The organism is Streptomyces sp. Y7 (assembly GCF_043195415.1).
Lineage (GTDB): Bacteria > Actinomycetota > Actinomycetes > Streptomycetales > Streptomycetaceae > Streptomyces.
In genome coordinates this window covers 126,834-145,183 of record NZ_JBIDDQ010000010.1, presented here as the reverse complement: position 1 = coordinate 145,183, position 18,350 = coordinate 126,834, and the positions used below count along the sequence as shown (strand labels likewise).

General features: G+C 72.1%; 14 protein-coding genes and 1 tRNA gene. 4 read left to right on the top strand and 11 right to left on the bottom strand.

Annotated elements, in window-relative coordinates; genetic code table 11:
* Positions 1-41: 41 nt before the first annotated feature.
* From ACGFW6_RS25145 to ACGFW6_RS25130, 4 genes are all read right to left on the bottom strand, one after another.
* A complete protein-coding gene (locus ACGFW6_RS25145; protein ID WP_330354664.1) occupies positions 42-638 on the bottom strand; it encodes a 50S ribosomal protein L25/general stress protein Ctc in 597 nt (198 codons plus the stop codon).
* 197 nt (positions 639-835) lie between these two features.
* Entirely contained in the window at positions 836-1,816 is a 981-nt protein-coding gene (locus tag ACGFW6_RS25140) for a ribose-phosphate diphosphokinase (protein ID WP_030952253.1), read from the bottom strand.
* A gap of 75 nt (positions 1,817-1,891) precedes the next feature.
* On the bottom strand, positions 1,892-3,340 hold the full coding sequence (glmU, locus tag ACGFW6_RS25135) for a bifunctional UDP-N-acetylglucosamine diphosphorylase/glucosamine-1-phosphate N-acetyltransferase GlmU (protein ID WP_393513951.1): 1,449 nt from the start codon (positions 3,338-3,340) through the stop codon (positions 1,892-1,894).
* 122 nt (positions 3,341-3,462) lie between these two features.
* Positions 3,463-3,534 (bottom strand) — tRNA-Gln (locus ACGFW6_RS25130).
* Positions 3,535-3,951: 417 nt separating this feature from the next.
* On the opposite strand from ACGFW6_RS25130, the gene ACGFW6_RS25125 reads away from it, so the two are divergent.
* Positions 3,952-5,283, top strand: coding sequence for a sensor histidine kinase (locus ACGFW6_RS25125; RefSeq protein WP_393513948.1), 1,332 nt, complete (start codon positions 3,952-3,954; stop codon positions 5,281-5,283).
* 69 nt (positions 5,284-5,352) lie between these two features.
* On the opposite strand, the gene ACGFW6_RS25120 is transcribed toward ACGFW6_RS25125, so the two are convergent.
* Positions 5,353-5,847 carry an SUKH-3 domain-containing protein gene (locus ACGFW6_RS25120; protein WP_393513945.1) on the bottom strand — a complete coding sequence of 165 codons (495 nt, stop codon included), beginning with the start codon at positions 5,845-5,847 and terminating at the stop codon, positions 5,353-5,355.
* Between the two features lie 193 nt (positions 5,848-6,040).
* Positions 6,041-6,565: a YwqJ-related putative deaminase gene (locus ACGFW6_RS25115; protein ID WP_393513942.1), complete on the bottom strand. Its 525-nt coding sequence runs from the start codon at positions 6,563-6,565 to the stop codon at positions 6,041-6,043.
* 308 nt (positions 6,566-6,873) lie between these two features.
* Here ACGFW6_RS25115 and ACGFW6_RS25110 point away from each other — a divergent pair, with 308 nt between their 5' ends.
* The 3 genes from ACGFW6_RS25110 to ACGFW6_RS25100 all read left to right on the top strand — a co-directional run bounded on the left by ACGFW6_RS25110 (position 6,874) and on the right by ACGFW6_RS25100 (position 12,495).
* A complete protein-coding gene (locus ACGFW6_RS25110; protein WP_393513939.1) occupies positions 6,874-7,899 on the top strand; it encodes an SMI1/KNR4 family protein in 1,026 nt (341 codons plus the stop codon).
* Between the two features lie 8 nt (positions 7,900-7,907).
* Complete coding sequence (locus tag ACGFW6_RS25105; protein ID WP_393513936.1) at positions 7,908-11,363, top strand: SUKH-4 family immunity protein; 3,456 nt, start codon at positions 7,908-7,910, stop codon at positions 11,361-11,363.
* 244 nt (positions 11,364-11,607) lie between these two features.
* Entirely contained in the window at positions 11,608-12,495 is an 888-nt protein-coding gene (locus ACGFW6_RS25100; RefSeq protein WP_393513933.1) for a cellulose-binding protein, read from the top strand.
* A gap of 24 nt (positions 12,496-12,519) precedes the next feature.
* Here the strand turns inward: ACGFW6_RS25100 and ACGFW6_RS25095 are convergent, their stop codons facing one another.
* From ACGFW6_RS25095 to ACGFW6_RS25075, 5 genes are all read right to left on the bottom strand, one after another.
* Positions 12,520-14,130 carry a cation acetate symporter gene (locus tag ACGFW6_RS25095; RefSeq protein WP_393513931.1) on the bottom strand — a complete coding sequence of 537 codons (1,611 nt, stop codon included), beginning with the start codon at positions 14,128-14,130 and terminating at the stop codon, positions 12,520-12,522.
* Positions 14,127-14,645: a DUF485 domain-containing protein gene (locus tag ACGFW6_RS25090; RefSeq protein WP_393513928.1), complete on the bottom strand. Its 519-nt coding sequence runs from the start codon at positions 14,643-14,645 to the stop codon at positions 14,127-14,129. The genes ACGFW6_RS25095 and ACGFW6_RS25090 overlap by 4 nt, the downstream gene beginning before the upstream one ends.
* A 236-nt stretch (positions 14,646-14,881) precedes the next feature.
* On the bottom strand, positions 14,882-15,586 hold the full coding sequence (locus tag ACGFW6_RS25085; protein WP_393513925.1) for a hypothetical protein: 705 nt from the start codon (positions 15,584-15,586) through the stop codon (positions 14,882-14,884).
* Positions 15,587-15,696: 110 nt separating this feature from the next.
* Positions 15,697-16,191: a GNAT family N-acetyltransferase gene (locus ACGFW6_RS25080; RefSeq protein WP_393513922.1), complete on the bottom strand. Its 495-nt coding sequence runs from the start codon at positions 16,189-16,191 to the stop codon at positions 15,697-15,699.
* Positions 16,192-16,352: 161 nt separating this feature from the next.
* Entirely contained in the window at positions 16,353-17,921 is a 1,569-nt protein-coding gene (locus ACGFW6_RS25075) for an MFS transporter (protein WP_393513919.1), read from the bottom strand.
* Positions 17,922-18,350 lie beyond the last annotated feature (429 nt).

Here is an 18,350-nt window from a genome sequence, read left to right as displayed (position 1 = left end):
GATGACGGAGGCGAGGATCACACCTCCGCCGGAGCCGGGGATCAGGCCTCGGCGACTTCCTCGCCCTCGGCCTCTTCGCCCTCGGGGGCCTCCTCGGCCTGGGCGGCCAGGACCTGGAGGACGACCGTGTCCTCCTCGACGGCCAGCGTGGTGCCCTTGGGCAGCTTGATGTCCTTGGCGAGGACGGAGGAGCCGGCCTCCAGGCCCTCGACGGACACGGTGAAGGACTCGGGGATGTGCGTGGCCTCGGCCTCGACCGGCAGCGCGTTCAGGACGTGCTCCAGCAGGTTGCCACCGGCGGCCAGTTCGCCCTCGGCGTGCACCGGGACCTCGACCGTGACCTTCTCGCCGCGCTTGACCAGCAGCAGGTCGACGTGCTCCAGGAAGCCCTTGATCGGGTCACGCTGCACGGACTTCGGGATCGCGAGCTCGTTGGTCTTGCCGTCGATGTCCAGGGCGATCAGGACGTTCGGCGTACGCAGCGCGAGCAGCAGGTCGTGGCCCGGCAGGGTCAGGTGCAGCGGGTCCGAGCCGTGGCCGTACAGGACACCGGGGACCTTCGAGTCACGACGGATGCGACGGGCGGCGCCCTTACCGAACTCGGTACGGGTCTCGGCGGAGATCTTGACCTCGGACATGATCACTCCTCGTAGAAAACTGGGGGCGGACGTGGTCACCCGGCCACGAACGGCCTGCTACGAAGAGCGCGTCGATAACGGACCGCCGGATCCCGTGAACGGGAAACGGCCTCCCTCGCCGAGCAACTGAAGCAGTCTACTCGGAAGGGGAGGCCGTTCCCAAAAGGATCTCTGCGGCACGGTCCGCCGCGCGATTCCTACTGCTCGTCGAAGAGGCTCGTCACCGAGCCGTCCTCGAACACCTCACGCACCGCGCTCGCGATGGTCGGCGCGATCGACAGCACCGTCAGCTTGTCCAGATCACGGCTCAGCTCACCCGGCGTCGGCAGGGTGTTGGTGAACACGAACTCGCCCACGCGGGAGTTCTTCAGCCGGTCCGCGGCGGGGCCGGAGAGCACACCGTGCGTGGCTGTCACGATGACGTCCTCGGCGCCGTGCGCGAACAGGGCGTCCGCGGCGGCGCAGATCGTGCCACCGGTGTCGATCATGTCGTCGACCAGGACGCACACCCGGCCCTTGACCTCACCGACGACCTCGTGGACGGTCACCTGGTTCGCCACGTCCTTGTCGCGCCGCTTGTGCACGATGGCCAGCGGGGCGCCCAGGCGGTCGCACCAGCGGTCGGCCACCCGCACGCGGCCGGCGTCCGGGGAGACGACCGTCAGCTTCTCCCGGTCGACCTTGCGGCCCACGTAGTCCGCGAGCAGCGGCAGGGCGAAGAGGTGGTCCACCGGGCCGTCGAAGAAGCCCTGGATCTGGTCGGTGTGCAGATCGACGGTCAGGATGCGGTCCGCACCGGCCGTCTTCATCAGGTCCGCGATCAGACGCGCCGAGATGGGTTCACGCCCACGGTGCTTCTTGTCCTGACGGGCGTAACCGTAGAACGGCACGATGACCGTGATGGAGCGGGCCGACGCACGCTTCAGTGCGTCGATCATGATCAGCTGCTCCATGATCCACTGGTTGATCGGAGCCGTGTGGCTCTGGATCACGAAGCAGTCCGCGCCGCGCGCCGACTCCTGGTAGCGCACGTAGATCTCGCCGTTCGCGAAGTCGAAGGCCTTCGTCGGGACGACCCCGACCTCCAGCTGCTGGGCGACCTCCTCGGCAAGCTCGGGGTGGGCGCGGCCGGAGAAGAACATCAACTTCTTCTCGCCGGTCGTCTTGATCCCGGTCACAGCTGTCTCCTCAGAGGTGTCTCAACTGGGTGTGCACTTATCACGGTACGCCGTGTTTGGCGCACCCGTTTCCGGTCAGTCCTCGCCCTCGACCTGCCGAGACGCCGCCTCCGCGGCCTTCGCGGCCGCACTGCCCGGACGCTTGCGAGCCACCCAACCCTCGATATTCCGCTGCTGACCACGGGCCACGGCCAGCGAACCGGGCGGCACGTCCTTGGTGATCACGGACCCGGCGGCGGTGTACGCACCGTCCCCGATCGTGACAGGAGCCACAAACATGTTGTCCGAACCGGTACGGCAGTGCGAGCCGACCGTGGTGTGGTGTTTGTCCTGTCCGTCATAGTTCACGAACACACTCGCGGCACCGATGTTCGACTGCTCACCGATCGTCGCGTCACCCACGTACGACAGGTGCGGGATCTTCGTCCCCTCGCCGATCGAGGCGTTCTTCGTCTCGACGTAGGTACCGATCTTGCCCTTCGCGCCCAGCCGCGTTCCCGGACGCAGATACGCGAACGGCCCCACACTCGCCTGCGCGCCGACGACGGCGCCGTTGGACACGGTGTTGTCCACCCGCGCCCCGGCCCCGACCCGCGTGTCCTTCAGCCGGCTGTTCGGGCCGACCTCGGCACCCGCGCCCAGATGGGTGGCGCCCTGCAGCTGCGTGCCCGGCTGGACCGTCACGTCCTGCTCGAACGTCACGGTCACATCGACCCACGTCGTCGCGGGATCGATCACGGTCACACCGGAGAGCATCGCGGCCGTCAGCAGCCGGTCGTTGAGGATCCGGCGGGCCTCGGACAACTGCACCCGGTTGTTGATCCCGGCGATCTCACGGTGATCGGCCGCCACCGAGGCACCCACCCGATGACCGGCCTCACGCAGGATGCCGAGCACGTCGGTCAGGTACTCCTCGCCCTGGCTGTTGTCGGTGCGGACCTTGCCCAGCGCGTCCGCGAGCAGCTGCCCGTCGAACGCGAACACACCCGAGTTGATCTCCCGGATCGCCCGCTGCGACTCCGTCGCGTCCTTGTGCTCCACGATCGCGGTCACGGAACCGGAGGCGCCGTCCCGCACGATCCGCCCGTAGCCCGTCGCGTCCGGGACCTCGGCGGTCAGCACCGTCACGGCGTTGCCGTCCGCGGAGTGGGTGGCGGCGAGCGCGGTGAGGGTCTCGCCGGTGAGCAGCGGGGTGTCGCCGCACACGACGACGACCGTGCCGTCGACGGCACCGCCGAGCTCCTCCAGAGCCATACGGACGGCGTGACCGGTGCCGTTCTGCTCGGCCTGCACGGCGGTGCGTACGCCGGGGTCGATCTCGCCGAGATGCGTGGTGACCTGCTCGCGGGCGTGGCCGACCACGACGACGAGATGCTCGGGGTCCAACTCACGTGCGGCGGCGAGCACATGGCCCACGAGGCTGCGTCCGCAGATCTCGTGCAGGACCTTCGGTGTGGCCGACTTCATACGGGTGCCCTCACCCGCTGCGAGAACGACGACGGCTGCCGGGCGAATGGCGCTCACGGTTTGCCCTTCGGATGTGGCGGGGGTGGGGTGACATCCGCAGGATACCGGGGCGTTTCATGGGGGATATGAGAGCGGGCCCTGACTGCGCTGTCAGCAGTCAGGGCCCGTACGAACCAGGGCTCCCCCGCCAGGACTCGAACCCGGACAGATGGCACCAAAAGCCACAGTGCTGCCAATTACACCACGGGGGATCATTCTCGACTGAACCGGACATTTAGTCAGGTCGCCGAGCGGCGCCTCCTACTATGCCGTACCGGACGCCCTCCGTGCGACGGTGCAACTCGGCGCTCCTCGTGACGTGGACGATCGGTCAGCCCCGGCAGGAGTCGCCGCCGTTCTCGTGAACGGTCTTGAGGGTGCTGTTCCTTGAGGGCGGCCCGCTGCGAGGCCGAGGCGTCTTCGGGTCCGCGCACTCGCTGGTTGTGCGGGTGAATGTGCCGTGGGCATACCGTCCGGGCGGAATGATCTGTTCCGGAGTTGAACGGCAGGTGATTCAACTGTTCGATGGATATCGGGCGGTTTCGCTTACGTTCGGTCACGGAGTGTGGTGTAGGCCAGTCCGCGAAACTCGCCGGAAAGGCGGGGCGGTCGGCCCTTAGGCTGGAGGCATGACCACGACGGGGGAAGACCGCGCCGGGGACCCGCCACCGGGGGCGGGGCTGTGGTGGTGGGGCAGGATGCGCAGTGCCGTGCTGGACGTGAGTCTGGCGGTGGTGTCCGCACTGGAGTGCGGGGCGGAAGGGGTCCGGTTCGCCCGTGACGCCGGGATCCCGGTGGCCGCGGGAGTCGTGTTCGGGGTACTGGCCGGTGCCGTGCTGGTGCTGCGCCGCCGCTGGCCCATCGCGGTCGTGCTCGTGTCGATCGCGGTGCTGCCCGCCCAGATGGGGTTCCTGCTCGGCATCGTCGGGCTGTACACGCTCGCCGCCTCCGAACTGCCGCGGCGGATCATCGCCTCCCTGGCCGGGATGTCGTTCGTCGGCACGTTGATCGTGACGTTCGTGTGGGTGCGCCAGGGCGTGGCCCGGGGCGATCTGACCTTCGGGGACTGGGTGGTTCCGTTCGCGTCGGTGACCACGGCCCTCGGTGTGACCGCGCCTCCTCTTCTTCTCGGCCTGTACGTCGGTGCGCGACGGCGGCTGATGGAGAGCCTGCGGGAGCGGGCGGACAGCCTCGAACGGGAGCTTCAGCTGCTGGCCGAGCGGGCGGAGGAGCGTGCCGAGTGGGCGCGGGGCGAGGAGCGGACGCGGATCGCGCGGGAGATGCATGACGTCGTCGCGCATCGGGTGAGTCTGATGGTGGTGCACGCCGCCGCGCTGCAGGCGGTCGCCCGTAAGGACCCGGAGAAGGCGGTGAAGAACGCCGCGCTGGTGGGGGACATGGGCCGGCAGGCGCTGACCGAGCTGCGGGAGATGCTCGGCGTGCTGCGCAGCGGGGCCGCCACGGCGGACCGGGCGCGGGGTGCGGTCGTGCCGCTCGCCGCGGTGGGGGCGGCCGCCGCCGCGGCGGCGGACCGGGAGCTGGCCGGCGGGGACGAGGGCGCCGTGGAGGGGCCCTGTCTGTCGGAGCTGGAGGAGCTGATCGGGCAGTCGGCCGCGGCGGGGATGGTCGTGGAGCTGTCGGTGGAGGGCGAGACGCGGGGGTACGCGGCGGAGATCGAGCAGACGGCGTACCGGGTGGTGCAGGAGGCGTTGACCAACGTCCACAAGCACGCGGCGGGCGCGAAGACGCATGTGCGGCTCGCGCATCGGATGTCGGAGATCGCGATGCAGGTGGAGAACGGTCCGCCGCCGGAGTTGTCGTCGGCGTCGTCCGCGCGGCTGCCGTCGGGTGGGAACGGCCTGGTGGGGATGAAGGAGCGCGTCGTGGCGCTCGGCGGGGTGTTCGTGTCCGGGCCGACGGACGCGGGGGGTTTCCGGGTGTCGGCGGTGATTCCGGCCTAGCCGGGCGGCGACCGGCTGTCCGTGCCCGGTGGGCGGCTGTCCGTGCCGGTGGCCGGGCGGGGTGCCGGGTCAGCCCGCGGTGAGCCGTACCGGCTCTATGCCCGCGACGAGGCCGGAGAGGGCCTGGTCGATGTCGGGGCCGAGGTACCAGTCGCCGGTGTGGTCGAGGGCGTAGATACGTCCCTCGGAGTCGATGGCGAGGAGTGCCTGGGTGTCGGGTTCGGCGCCGAGGGGGCAGACCTCGGTGTCGAGGGCGCGGCCGAGGTCGCCGAGGGTGCGGGCCATGTGGAGGCCGTGCAGGGGGTCGAAGTGCAGGTGGGCCGGGGCGACCTGGCGTCCGGGGCCGGTGGGTGCGATGTGCAGGCCGCCGAACTCGGCCCAGGCCTCGACCGCGGCGGGGAAGACGGCGTGCCGGTGGCCGGCGGGTGAGACGTGTTCGCGCAGGGCGTCCGCCCAGACTTCGGCCTGTTGTATGTCCCAGCGCCCGGGCTGCCAGCCGGCGGCGCGCAGGGCGGCGTCGACGGGGACGGGGAAGCGGGTGGTGGAGGTGCGGTCGGTGTGCATCTGCCCTTCGTTCGTCGAGTGCGCCGGTGTGGCGGCGGTGGTGTTCGGCCGCCCGGCGGGGTGCGGTCGTACAAGTGGAGCCGGTCGTACAGGTTGAGCCGGTGGTGCGGATGGTGCCGGTGGTGCTGGTGGTGTGGGGGTGGGTGTGGTGGGCCGGGTGTGGGCCGCAGGGGCAGCGTCCGGCGGCGCCGGGTCAGCCGTCGGCCGCCGCGGGGTCGACGACGCGGACTCCGAAGTGGGCGCTCAGGGCGGTGCAGGCGCGGCACGGCGCGGCGAAGCTGCCGTGCAGGGGATCGCCGTCCTCGCGGATGCGGCGAGCGGTGAGCTTGGCCTGCTTGAGGGCTTTGCGCGCTTCGCCGTTGGTCATGGGTTTGCGCGCGGCGCGTTTGCTGCGGGTGGCGTCGGCGGCGGCGATGTGGCGCGAGATGAGGATGGTCTCCGCGCAGCGCCCGGTGAAACGGTCGCGTTCCGAACTGGTGAGGGTGTCGAGGAAGTCCTGCACCAGATGGTGCAGATCGGGGGCCTGGTCGCCGCGGGCGGCGGTGCCGGTGAGCGTGGCGCCGCGGACGGAGAGGGCGGCGGCGACGGTGGGGAGTATGCCGTCGCGGCGGTGGTGGAGGGCGGGCGCCTGCATGGTTTCGGTGGCGCTCCAGCCGATGCGGGGGTCGCCGGACCTCGCGGCCTGCGGCCCTGTCTGCGTCGCGTTCATGATCATCATCCCCTCCCGAGCATCCCCCGGGCATGCTCTCGGACGTCACAGAGTGCCAAATGCCGTGGCGGGTGCGGAAGCTGGGGCGACGCGACACGCCCGGGTTTGGGCAGGCTGTCACGGCGGGGTGACGGCTGGTCACGGAAGCGGAGGGGGTCGTGACCGGCGCCGGTGACCGGGCTCGTCGTACCGCATAGGCTGTCGGCACCGCTTTCCATGCGGTGACGCGTGGACGCAGACGAGACAGTCGATACGTGCCGTTGTGACCGAGAGTGGTCGTGGTGGCGCGCATCAGAACGCCGCAGGGGGCAACCGCCATGACGACAGGTCGGCTCGGGCTGGGGGCACCTCCCGGCCGCCAGGCCGGGGGACAAGCCGCGCCGCCGAACGCGGCCTACGCCGGGCAGGTCGTGCATTTCCCGGATCCGGTACGGGCGTCCCGTCACCCGAGAGGAGTACGGGTCGACGAGCGTGGTTACCCCGACTTCTCGCCGTACGCGCGCGTGGCGGCGGAGATCGCGGAGCCGCCGGAGGGCTTCGGCGTCGACGAGTTGCGGCTGACGGACTACGTGTCGGCGAACGCGGCGCTGGCGGCCACCGGGCACGAGTTGTGGGACACGGTGCCCGCGGTGGCGACGCCGCACGGCTGGACGTGGCATCACGCGGTGGGCACGCGTCGGCTGGAGCTGGTTCCGGTGGAGGTCAAGGCGCTGCTGCGGCATCACGGGGGGATAGCGACCTCGACGGTGGACCAGGACAAGCGCGGGACGCGCCCGTTGCAGGAGACCCGGCCGGCGCACTTCCGGCTGCCGAAGTCGGGTGTGGCGGTGACGGAGGCGCAGGCGCTGGGTGTCGAGGAGGACCTCGGCTACCGGCTGCCCGGCGCGTACCGCTCGTTCCTGAAGGCGGCGGGCGGGTGCGCGCCCGTCGGGACCGCGCTGGACGCCGAGTTGGGCCTGTTGATCGACCAGCCGTTCTTCACGGTGCGGGACGAGGCGGCGGTCAACGACCTCGTCTATGTCAACAAGTGCCTGCGCGACCACCTGACCAAGGACTACCTGGGCGTCGGGTTCGTGCAGGGCGGGCTGCTGGCCGTGAAGGTGAAGGGCGACCGGATCGGTTCGGTGTGGTTCTGCGCGTTCGACGACGCCCGGGACGTGGATCCCTCGTGGCCGCCGGCGGAACGGGTGGAGCGGCTGCTGATGCCGTGCGGTGAGGACTTCGACACGTTCCTGTCGCGGCTGGCCGGTTCTCCGCCGGAGTTGGAGACGGTGGCGAATCTGATGGTGGACGGTGGGTTCGCGCATGCGGTACCCGTCGCGGCCACGGCTGTGGGGGAGTGAGCTTCGCGATGGTGACGTTCGCGCAGGCGCAGGAGCGCGCCGAGGAGTGGATCAACGGGGACGTGCCGTCGTACCAGCATCGTGAGGTGCGGGTGCGGGAGTTCGAGCTCGGGTTCGTGGTGTGGGCCGAGGACCGCGCCGACGGGCCGCGTTCGGACGGGGGTGCGCAGCGGCTGGTGATCGCCCGGGACAGCGGGGAGGCCACGTTGTGGCCCGCGCTGCCGGTGGGCGAGGTGATCCGCCGCTACGAGGAGGAGTACGGCCGCGCCGACGCGGTCGCCGAGCCCGCGCCGGCGCCTCCGGCCCGGGTGGACCTGAACCAGACGTCGTTCCTGCTGACGCCGCCGGAGTGGTTGCAGGAGGCGGCGGACCGGATGGGCACGTCGGGCGGCCGGAGCGGAGCGCTGGCGGCGAGCGGCGGCGCGGGTGACGCGGGTGCCGGGTCCGCCGGTGGCGCTTCGGGTGCCGGTGCCGGTGCCGGGTCCGCTGGTCGTGCTTCGGGCGCTCCGGGTGCTGGTGGTGCGTCCGTCGGAGGTGCTTCGGGTGCCGGGGCCGCCGGTGGCGCGTCCGGTGGCGGGGGGCTCGCCGAGACGTGGGGTGGGCCGTCGGCGGACGGTGGGCCGGGTGCGGCCGGTGTGCCCGACGGGGCGACTCCGTGGGCCGGCACGGACACCAACGCCGATCCCGGTGAGGACCGTTCCGTGCCGTTGCCGGAGACGGTGTTCGCGCCGCCGCTGAGCGGTGACGACAGCGTGCCGCAGCATGTGCAGGCGGATGCCCAGACGGCGTTGATGTCGGGCGGCAGCCAGCTTCCGCCCACGGCGGTCTCACGGGCGCTCGGCGACGCGAACGCGGCGGGCGGCACCGGCGCGACGCCTCCGCCGGGTGCGCCTTCGTACGGCTATCCGCAGGGTGCGGGTGGGCCGGGTACGCCGCCTCCGCCCTCGTACGGTTACCCGCAGGGTGGCGGTGGGTCGGGGAGTACGCCTTCGCCGGGTGCGACACCTCCGCCTCCGCCCAGTGCGCCTTCGTACGGTTACCCGGGTGGCGGTGGGTCGGGGAGTACGCCTTCACCGGGCGCCACGCCTCCGCCTCCGCCGGGTGCGCCTTCGTACGGCTATCCGCAGGGCGCCGGTGGGCCCGGTACGCCGCCTCCGTCCGGTAACGCCGGGGTGCCGCACGCTCCGGGTGCTCCCGGGGCGCCGGGGCAGTCCGCGGGGGCGAACGCCGCTGACATCGCCGATGCCGCCACGAGCAAGGCCGCGCCTCCGCGGGCGCGGGGCGGGGCGACGCCGCCTCCGCCGCCGGGTGCGCCGGGGATGCCGGGTGCGCCGGTCGGCGGCACTCCCGCGCCGCCGTCGGCTCCGGGTGCTCCGGGTTCGCCGGGTGCTTCCGGTGGCGGTTACGTGCCCACGCAGCTTGTGTCGTCGCTCGGGCCCGACGGGCCGGAGGGCGTCGCCGGTCCCGGCGCATCGCAGGGGCCCGGTGCTGCGCAGGGTCCGGGAGCTTCGCAGGGTCCGGGTGCGCCGAACCCGCCCGGTGCTCCGAACCAGCCCGGCCTTCCCAGCCAGCCCGGCCTTCCGAACCAGCCCGGCCTTCCGCAGCCTCCCGGTGCTCCGGGTGCGCCCGGCATGCCCGGCGCGCCGCAGCCTCCGGGCGCCCCCAACCCGCCCGGAACGCCCGGCGGTACGCCCCCCGGCGGGGTGCACCACGCCGCCACGATGCTGGCCGACCCGAGCCGCATGGGGGGTGCGCCCCAGCCTCCCGGGGCACCCCATCCTCCGGGTGCTCCGGGTGCTCCGGGTGCTCCGGGTGCTTCGGGTGCTTCGGGTGCTCCAGGTGCTCCGCAGGGTCCCGGCGCTCCGAACCCGCCGGGCGTTCCCCACGCGCCGGGCACTCCTGGCGCTCCCGGCATCCCGCATCCGCCCGGTACGCCGGGCGCCCCCGGCATGCCCCCGCCTCCCGGAGCCCCCGGTGTGCCTGGCGCCGCCGGTCCCGGTGTGCCCCAGCCTCCCGGCGCTCCAGGCTCCGCCGGTGCGGGAGGTGCCGTTCACCACGCGGAGACCGTGCTCGCCGGTCCGGCGGTCGGCGGCCCCGGAGTGCCTCCGCCGCCGCAGGCCCCCGGCGCGCCGCAGCCTCCGGGTGCCCCCGGCATGCCAGGTGCACCCGGCATGCCCCCGGCGGGACCAGGCATGCCGCCTCCCGGCGCTCCCGGCGCTCCCGGCGTCCCGGGTGCCCCCGGCATGCCTGGCGCCCCCGGTATGCCCGGCATGCCCGGCGCCGCGCAGTCGCCCATGCCGCCCGGTGCCGTCGCGCCGCCGCCCGGTCACCCCGGTCACCCCGGTCTCGGGCAGCCCGCCCCCGGACATCTCGGCCCCGGTCAGCCCGCGCCCGGTCAACCCACCCCGGGACACCAGCCCCCCGGACACCCCAACCCTGGTCCCCCCGGCCCCGGTCAGCCCTCGTACGGCTACCCGCCGCCCCTCGGTCAGCCGACCGTCGGTCCCGGCTACCAGGCCGTTCTCCGGTACCGGGCGCAGGACGGCTCGGAGCAGCAGCTGATCCGGCGTTCGGCGCCGGGCACGCCGCACCCGGAGTGGCAGATCTTCCATGAGCTGCGGGGCATGAACGTGCCGCCGGACCAGGTCCTGGAGCTGCACACCGAGTTGGAGTCGTGCGAGCTGCCGGGTGCGTACTGCGCGCGGATGATCCGGGAGCAGTGGCCGCAGGCGCGCATCACCTCGATCGCGCCGTACGGCACCGATCACGCGAGCCGGCAGCAGGGCATGCAGCAACTGCTCGCCCACCAGGGCGAGTTGCACGAGGTCGCCGATGGGCCCGCCCGGCCGGCGCCGGTGCGTGCCCCGCTGCCGCAGGTGCAGGCGGCGCCGCCGATTCCGCCGGAGGGCGTGGCGCAGGAGCTGGCGGGGGCGTTCGGACCGGGGCTGTTCCGGTTCGAGCAGGCCGCCGTGTCCCGGCAGGGCGTGCCGCCGGTCGTGGCGCACAGCCTGGTCGTCGGTGGGCTGCCGATGGACATGGGTCCGTTCTTCTGGGCGCAGGCCCAGCCCGGGCGGCCCGTTCCGACGCTGGCGGAGCTGGCGCAGGAGCGCGGGGTGCAGCCGGCGTCGGACGCCGGGTCGTACCTCGTCATGGGCAGCGACTTCGGCAAGGCCATCTGTGTGCAGTACGGGACGGCGAACATCGTCGCCGTGCCGGTGGAGGCCGGGCCGGGCGGTGCGCCCGTACCGCCGCAGTTCGTGAACACGGGTCTGCCGGAGCTCCAGCGCTGCCTGGCGCTGCTCGGCCGGATGTGGCGTCTGCGCTTCGGCCTGAACCAGGAGCAGGCGGGCCGCTGGACCGTCGACTTCCAGGCCCAGCTCGCCGCCCTCGACCCGGCGGCGCTGGGTTCGCCGGAGAGCTGGTGGTCGGTGCTGCTGGAGCAGATGTGGGACGGCTTGCTGTGACGCCGCCACCCGACTGTTTGTGAGGACCTCCCGCGGTCGCCGGTGACGGCGGCCGGACGAGGCGGTGAAAGGGCCGGCTCCCGGTGATACGACCGGGTCCGGCCCTTTCGCATGCCCGGCCCCCGCCCTCCGCGCACCCACCCCGTGCCCGGAGTGTCGCGTTATGACCGTCTCTGCCCCATCCCGCAAGATGTGCGCTAAATCATCATTTTTCGCAGTCGCTCGGCGGAGAGGGGTTCTGAGGATGAGCAGCGAACCGGGCTCGCTCCACGACTTCGTGGTCGTCAAGGGGCGTGGCTACCGTCCCGATCAGGTCGACGTCTACGTCGAGGCCCTCTTCCGCGACCGGGACGCCGCCTGGGAGCGGGCCGCCCGACTCACCGTGCTGGCCAAGGAGATGGAGGCGGAGGCGGAGCGGCTGCGGGAGGAGGTGGCGCAGCTCGGCCCACAGACCTACGAGGCCCTCGGGGACCAGGCGCGGCGGCTCTTCGAGCTGGTGCAGAAGGAGGCCGAGGCCGTGCGGGAGAGCGCGCGGCAGGAGGCCGAGAGCCTGGTCGGCAAGGCGAGGACGTGGGCGAGCGGGCTGCGGGACGCGGCCCAGGCGCATGCCGACGCCCTGAACGCGGAGGCTGAGGCGTACGCCGAGGAGCGGATGCTCGCGGCGCGTGCCGAGGCGGACGAGATCCGGGTCGCCGCCCGGCGCATGGTGCGCGAGGAGCGCGGTCTGGAACTGCTCGCGCTGCGCGAGCTGCGGCACCGCACCACCCGCATGCTCACCGAGCAGTCCAAGGACCACGACGAGCGCCGGTCCGTGCTGGAGCAGGAGACCGGGGAGAAGCTCGCCGCGCAGCAGGCGGCGGAGGAGGACCGCGAGAGGCGGGCGCAGGAGGCGCTGGCCGAGGCGAAGGAGCTCTACGCCGAGGCGGACGCCGCCGCCCGCAAGGTGCAGGAGGAGGCGCAGGAGCGGGCGACGGAACTGGTCACGCAGGCCAGGCTCCGGGCCGAGGAGATCGCCCGCGAGACCGAGCAGGTGCTGCGCGAGCACGGCGAGGTGTGGGACGACGTGCGCACCCACATCGGCCAGATGCGCAACAGCCTGACGGCACTCACCGGCCAGGCCGCCCAGGAGTGACCCGGGCGGCCCGCCGGCCCCGGATCAGTTGCCCCTGCGTACCGCCCCCGCCAGGATCCAGCCCTCCACGGCCTCGTACTGCCGTCGCTGGTCCTCCGACTCCCGGCGTCCCGACTTGATCGTGCCGAGCCAGCCGAAGAGGAAGCCGGCGGGTACGGACACCAGGCCGGGCGTGGTGAACGGGAACCAGTTGAAGTCGGCCTCGGGGAAGGCCGAGACGGGTGAGCCGGAGACCAGGTTGGTCCACGGCATCAGCGCCAGCACGACCGCCGTGCCGCCGATCAGGGTCCACATCAGTCCGGCGCGGGTGTACCGGCGCCAGAACAGGCTGTAGACCAGGGCCGGGGCGATGGCCGAGGCGCCCAGGGTGAAGGACAGGGTCACCAGCGGCTGCAGGCTGCGGTGCTGGACCATCGTGGCCAGCACGATCGCCGGGATCCCGACCCCCAGCGCCGCCAGCCGCGCCAGCGCCATCTCGCGGTGCCCGGACAGCTCCCGCATCCGGGTGGCGAACAGGTCGTGGGCGAGGGAGTTGGCGCAGGCGAGGATCATGCCCGCGACGGAGGCGAGCACGGTGAGGAAGATGGCCGTGGTGACCGCCGTGAACAGCAGGCTCTCCGCGGTCGAGACCTCGGCACCGAACACGGCCTGGGAACCCAGCAGATAGGCCGTGTTGCCCTGCGGGTCCGCCCCGGCGATCACCTCCCGCCCGATCAGCGCCGTCGCGCCGAAGCCGACGATCGTGATCACCAGCACGAACAGCGCCACGCTCGACACCGCCCAGGACATGGACCTGCGCACCTGACGCGCACCCGTCGCCGTGTACATGCGCATGGTGATGTGCGGCAGCACGCCGCCGCCGAGGACGACCGCGAGCTGGGAACTGATCATGTCGATGCGCGGGTACGGGCTGCCCGCGAACTGGAGCCCCGACTGGAGGAACGCCGGGCCCACCCCGCTCTGCTGCGCCGCCGCGTCGAACAGCGCGCCCGGGTCCCAGTCGAACCGCTGCAGCACCAGTACGGCGACGACGGCGCCCGACCCGAGCAGCATCACCATCTTCAGGATCTGGATGAGAGCCGTGCCCTTCATCCCGCCGATGGCCGCGTAGCTGATCATCAGCACGCCGAGGCCGATGACGCATCCGGTCTTCAGGGTGTCGCCGGAGAAGCCGAGGATGAACGCCAGCAGTTGCCCGGTCCCGGCGAGCTGCACCAGCATCAGCGGCAGCAGCGCGGCCAACGTCACCCCGCACGCCGCGATGCGCACACCGCGCCCCGGCATCCGGCGGGCCAGCGCGTCGCCCATGGTGAACCGGCCCGCGTTGCGCAGGGGTTCGGCCAGCAGGAACATCAGCAGCATCAGCGACAGGGCCGTGCTCAGCGCCAGCACGATCCCGTCGTAACCGCACAGCGCGATGACGCCGGTGGTGCCGAGGACGGTCGCCGCGCTGATGTAGTCGCCGGCGATCGCCAGGCCGTTGCGCATGGGGGACAGCGAGCTGTAGCCGGTGTAGAACTCGTCGAGGTCGTCCCGGTCCGGGCCGGTCATCACGCACAGCAGCAGCGTGATGGTCACCACGACACAGAACGCCACCAGCGACATCGCCTGCGCGTTTCCACTGAAGTCGGTCATCGTCCGGCCCTCCGCTGTCCTGCCTCGCGCTTGGCGTCCACCGCGGCCTCCTTGCGGATCCGGTCCGCGATCGGGTCGACGTAGCGCCTGGCGGTGTGTTCGTACAGGCCGATCGCCAGCCAGGTGACCGGCAGTTGCAGCAGTGCGAGCAGCAGGCCCGCGGGCAGTCCGTCGGTGACCGTGCCCGTCATGAAGCCGGGCGCGAAGGCGGAGAGGATCAGGAACAGCGTGAAGTACCCGAGCGCGGTGAGTGTCGCCACCCGCCGCTGCCAGCGGTAGGCGCCGCGCAGGATCCGCAGGTCGCTGTGGTGCCCGAGGGGGGTGTGCTCCGACGTCCGGTGGCGTGGGGGTGCCGGTGGTTCCGGCGGGACGGGTGGCTGCCAGGGGTAGGTGGCGTACGACGGGGGAGAGGATGGCTGGAACCTGTCGTACGGATCGTGCGGTTCGCGTGAGTTGTGCGGGTCGTACCGGTCGTACCGGTCGTGCTGGTTGTACGGGTCGTACGGGGAGGACATCCCGGTGCTCCTTGCGTGGCTCGGGTCCGGCGGCGGACCGCAGGGAGGTGGGGGGCGGGCGAGCCACGCAGGTTACTGCGGAGTACCAGGTGATGGCGAGGGTTTCTGCAAACTGAGTGGTCGGTATGCGCTTCCGATGCCGAACCGTGTCTGACCTGGGGTGTTACCGCCGTTAACTCAGACTTTTGAAACGGGTGCGCGGCGGCCGTCGTCGCGGCGCTTTCCGGTCGGCGGTGTCACGGTCTGAACGCGGCCGCGGAGACCTCGCGTTCCAGCTCGGCCCGGTGGAACTCGTACGTGCCGATGCCGGAGACCTTGATCAGCAGACAGAAGCGTTCGAGCGAGGACAGCCGCCCGGCCACGTCGGCGTATTCGCGCCGCAGGAAGTGGACCGCCGCGATGTTGCCCACCGACGTCTGCCCGGACACCAGGAACACGGGGCAGGCGGACTCGGTGGGCGTGAACTTCGCCACGAGGGCGTACTCCTGGTTGCCGCGGTCGCAGCGGAACTTCTCTCCGCCGACCTCTATGGCCATGGAGTCCGCGCCGGTCCCGTCGTAGGGATGGACGGTGACTCCGGGGAGATACGCGGCGAGATGTCCACCGGTACGGATGTTGGCGCCCCCGCTCGGTCCGCCCACGCAGAACTCGGTGCGGTCGCCGTTGCTGCCGCGGAAGTCGGCGGACTCCACGGCGACCTTGCAGCCCAGCTCCCCCGCCAGCAGCGACAGCTCGACCACCGCGCGGACGTCCCGGTAGTGCGCCGTGCCGGGCGCGTTGTACTTGTTGCCCAGCACGATCAGGCAGGTCTGCCCCGGCCGGACACCGAAGAACGCGGCCCTCCGGTTCACCTCACGCGTGCGCTTGGCCCGCTCCCACAACCAGACGAAGACACCGCCGAGCAGGCTGGTCACCAGCCCGATCACGATGTTCGCGACCACGGAAAGAATCGCGTCCCCCTCTCCCCGTCCGGCATCTTGTCATGCCGGGGCCCGGCGGAGCCCCGCGACGAACGCGGCGCGGGCAGGCGCCGGGCCGGTTCTCCGCCCCGTCAGTGCCCGAGCCGCTCGCGTCGGTAGCGGATCCCGGGCAGGCCGCCGACCGCCGTCTCGCCCAGGGCGACGAACCCGTTCTTCTCCAGGACGGTCCGGGACGCGAGGTTGTCGAGCGTGGTCACCGCGACGAGCGACGTCAGGCCGTACGCCGTGGCAGCCACCCGGCACATCTGCGCGACCGCCGCCGTGGCGACACCCTTGCCGGCCGCGAACTCGCCGATGCGGTAGCCGAGTTCGGCGGAGCCGTCCTCGACGTCGAGCAGGTTGACACGGCCGATCAGGCGCTCCTGGTCGTCCAGCACGACGTGGAAGTGGCAGATCCCTGCGTCCTGTTCGGCCAGCAGGGCCGCGTGCCGGGCCGCGAATCCCGCGGGGGTGAAGTACTCGTCCCCGCGGTCCGGCACCGTACGGGCGAAGTACGCGCGGTTCGCGCGCTCGAAGGCGAGCACGGCCTCGGCGTGGTCGGCGCGCAGGCGCTCCAGGGTCGGCATGAGGGACAGCGTAGGTGAGGCCGTCAGGGGCCCGTCCGTGCGGGGAGGGAGACCCGTGCCGTCACCCTGCACCCCCGGCCACGACGGCAGGTCGGGAGTCCGCGGCCCGGCGTCCCCCGCGCGGCCGCGCCTTGGCGGACCGTCCCCGGACGACCCGGCGGTCAACGCCCGTCCTCCGCGACGGGGTCCTTGACGGCGTCGGCCGTGACCTGGTCCGAGACCCCGTCCTCGGGCTCCTGCAGGACCGGGAACCGCCGCGGCGCCAGCAGCAACAGCACCAGGAACGCCAGCGCCGCCGCGCAGGACGCCCCCAGATACACGGCGTGCACCGCGTCGGCGATGGCCCTGCGGGTGGCCTCCGGAGCCGTGCCGCCGGAATCGAGGGCGCGGGTCACCGAGTCCAGGTCGTCTCCGCCGCCCAGCCGGGACGCCAGCACGCCGTTCGCGACCGCGCCGAACAGTGCCGCGCCCACCGTCTGGCCCGTCTGCCGGCAGAACAGCACCGACGCCGTGGTCGTGCCCCGCTCCGACCAGCCCACCGTCGACTGCACGCCCACGATCAGCGGCAGTTGGAACAGCCCGAGCGCCGCCCCCAGCAGCAGCATCAGCAGCGTCGGCTGCCAGGCCGCCCCGGGATACGGCAGGAACAGGAACGCCAGCAGGATCAGCGAGGCCGTCCCGATGCCCAGCATCGCCGTGTTGCGGAAGCCGATCCTGCGGTACACGTGCTGGCTCAGCGCCGCCGACACCGGCCAGCTCAACGTCCAGACCGACAGCACGAATCCGGCCGCCACCGGAGCGAGCCCCAGGACCGCCTGCGCGTACAGGGGCAGGAACACCGTCGGCGCCACCATCAGCAGCCCCAGCGCGCCGAGGGCCAGGTTCACGGCCGCGATCGTGCGGCGCCGCCACACCCACCCGGGGATGATCGGCTCGGCCGCCCGGCGCTCCACCAGCACCACGACCACCACGAGCGCGAGCCCCGTGGCGAACAGGGCCAGGGACGGGGCCGACAGCCACGGCCAGGCCACCCCGCCCTGCACCAGCGCCGTCAGCAGCACGCCCCCGCACGCGAACACCGCCAGCGCGCCGGCCCAGTCGACCCGGGTGCGGGTGCCGGTCGCCGCACGCTCCGGCTCGTGCAGATGGCGGGCGATCAGCCACAACGCCACCGCCCCGATGGGCAGGTTGATGAGGAAGATCCAGCGCCAGTCCGCATAGGCCGCGAGCACACCGCCCAGGCCCGGTCCGGCGACCGCCGACAGCGCCCACACCGTGGACAGCTTGGACTGGATCTTCGGGCGTTCCTTCAGCGGGTACAGATCGGCGGCCAGGGTCTGGACCGTGCCCTGAAGGGCTCCGCCGCCCAGCCCCTGCACGATCCGGAACGCGATCAGCGCCGCCATGTTCCAGGCCACCGCGCACAGCAGCGACCCCAGCAGGAACACGGCCGCGCCCGCGATCAGCACCGGCTTGCGGCCGAAGGTGTCGGAGAGCTTGCCGTAGACGGGCAGGGTCACCGTCACCGCGAGCAGATACCCCGAGAACAGCCAGGAGAAGACGGAGAAGCCGCCGAGGTCGCCGACGATCTGCGGCACGGCCGTGGAGACGACGGTCGCGTCCAGAGCGGCCAGCGCCATCGCGAGCATCAGGGCCGCGACCACGGCCCCGCGCTTGTCGGATCCGGCGCGCGGTGCGGTGTCGGGTATCGCAGGTCTCGAACTGCCCACCGGGTTCCTCTCCTGATGCTTTCCCCTTGCACCTATCTGCCGCGGAACAGCTTCCCACTTGGCCCGCCCGTCGCCCAGCCACCACCCCTCAACGACGCGCTTCGCGCGCCACCTGCTGATTGCCGCGGGAGGGTGGAGGCTCGATGAGCCGAAGGGCGGAGACGACCCCGACGCGTACTCCACCGAAGGGTGGAGAGCCCCTAGGGGAACCTCCGTACCAGGTCTCGGGGAGGGTTGGTACCGCCGGAGGACGAGACGGTGCGGGTGCCGTCCTTAACCTGGCTTTACGCCGCTGGGGGGCGGCTCACCGAACCATCGGGGGTGGGGTTTTCCCCCGCACAAGAGGGGGCCGGGCACCAGCGCGCCGGACCCTCTCCCGCCACGAGACTGAACGTCGTAGCAGTTCTCGCGATTCATTCGCTGACCGAC

Bases quoted from the DNA above. Each gene is read 5' to 3' on its own strand.
- ACGFW6_RS25145 (WP_330354664.1), bottom strand. From the start codon at position 638: ATGTCCGAGGTCAAGATCTCCGCCGAGACCCGTACCGAGTTCGGTAAG.
- ACGFW6_RS25125 (WP_393513948.1), top strand. From the start codon at position 3,952: ATGACCACGACGGGGGAAGACCGCGCCGGGGACCCGCCACCGGGGGCG.
- ACGFW6_RS25120 (WP_393513945.1), bottom strand. From the start codon at position 5,847: ATGCACACCGACCGCACCTCCACCACCCGCTTCCCCGTCCCCGTCGAC.
- ACGFW6_RS25115 (WP_393513942.1), bottom strand. From the start codon at position 6,565: ATGATGATCATGAACGCGACGCAGACAGGGCCGCAGGCCGCGAGGTCC.
- ACGFW6_RS25110 (WP_393513939.1), top strand. From the start codon at position 6,874: ATGACGACAGGTCGGCTCGGGCTGGGGGCACCTCCCGGCCGCCAGGCC.
- ACGFW6_RS25105 (WP_393513936.1), top strand. From the start codon at position 7,908: ATGGTGACGTTCGCGCAGGCGCAGGAGCGCGCCGAGGAGTGGATCAAC.
- ACGFW6_RS25100 (WP_393513933.1), top strand. From the start codon at position 11,608: ATGAGCAGCGAACCGGGCTCGCTCCACGACTTCGTGGTCGTCAAGGGG.
- ACGFW6_RS25095 (WP_393513931.1), bottom strand. From the start codon at position 14,130: ATGACCGACTTCAGTGGAAACGCGCAGGCGATGTCGCTGGTGGCGTTC.
- ACGFW6_RS25090 (WP_393513928.1), bottom strand. From the start codon at position 14,645: ATGTCCTCCCCGTACGACCCGTACAACCAGCACGACCGGTACGACCGG.
- ACGFW6_RS25080 (WP_393513922.1), bottom strand. From the start codon at position 16,191: ATGCCGACCCTGGAGCGCCTGCGCGCCGACCACGCCGAGGCCGTGCTC.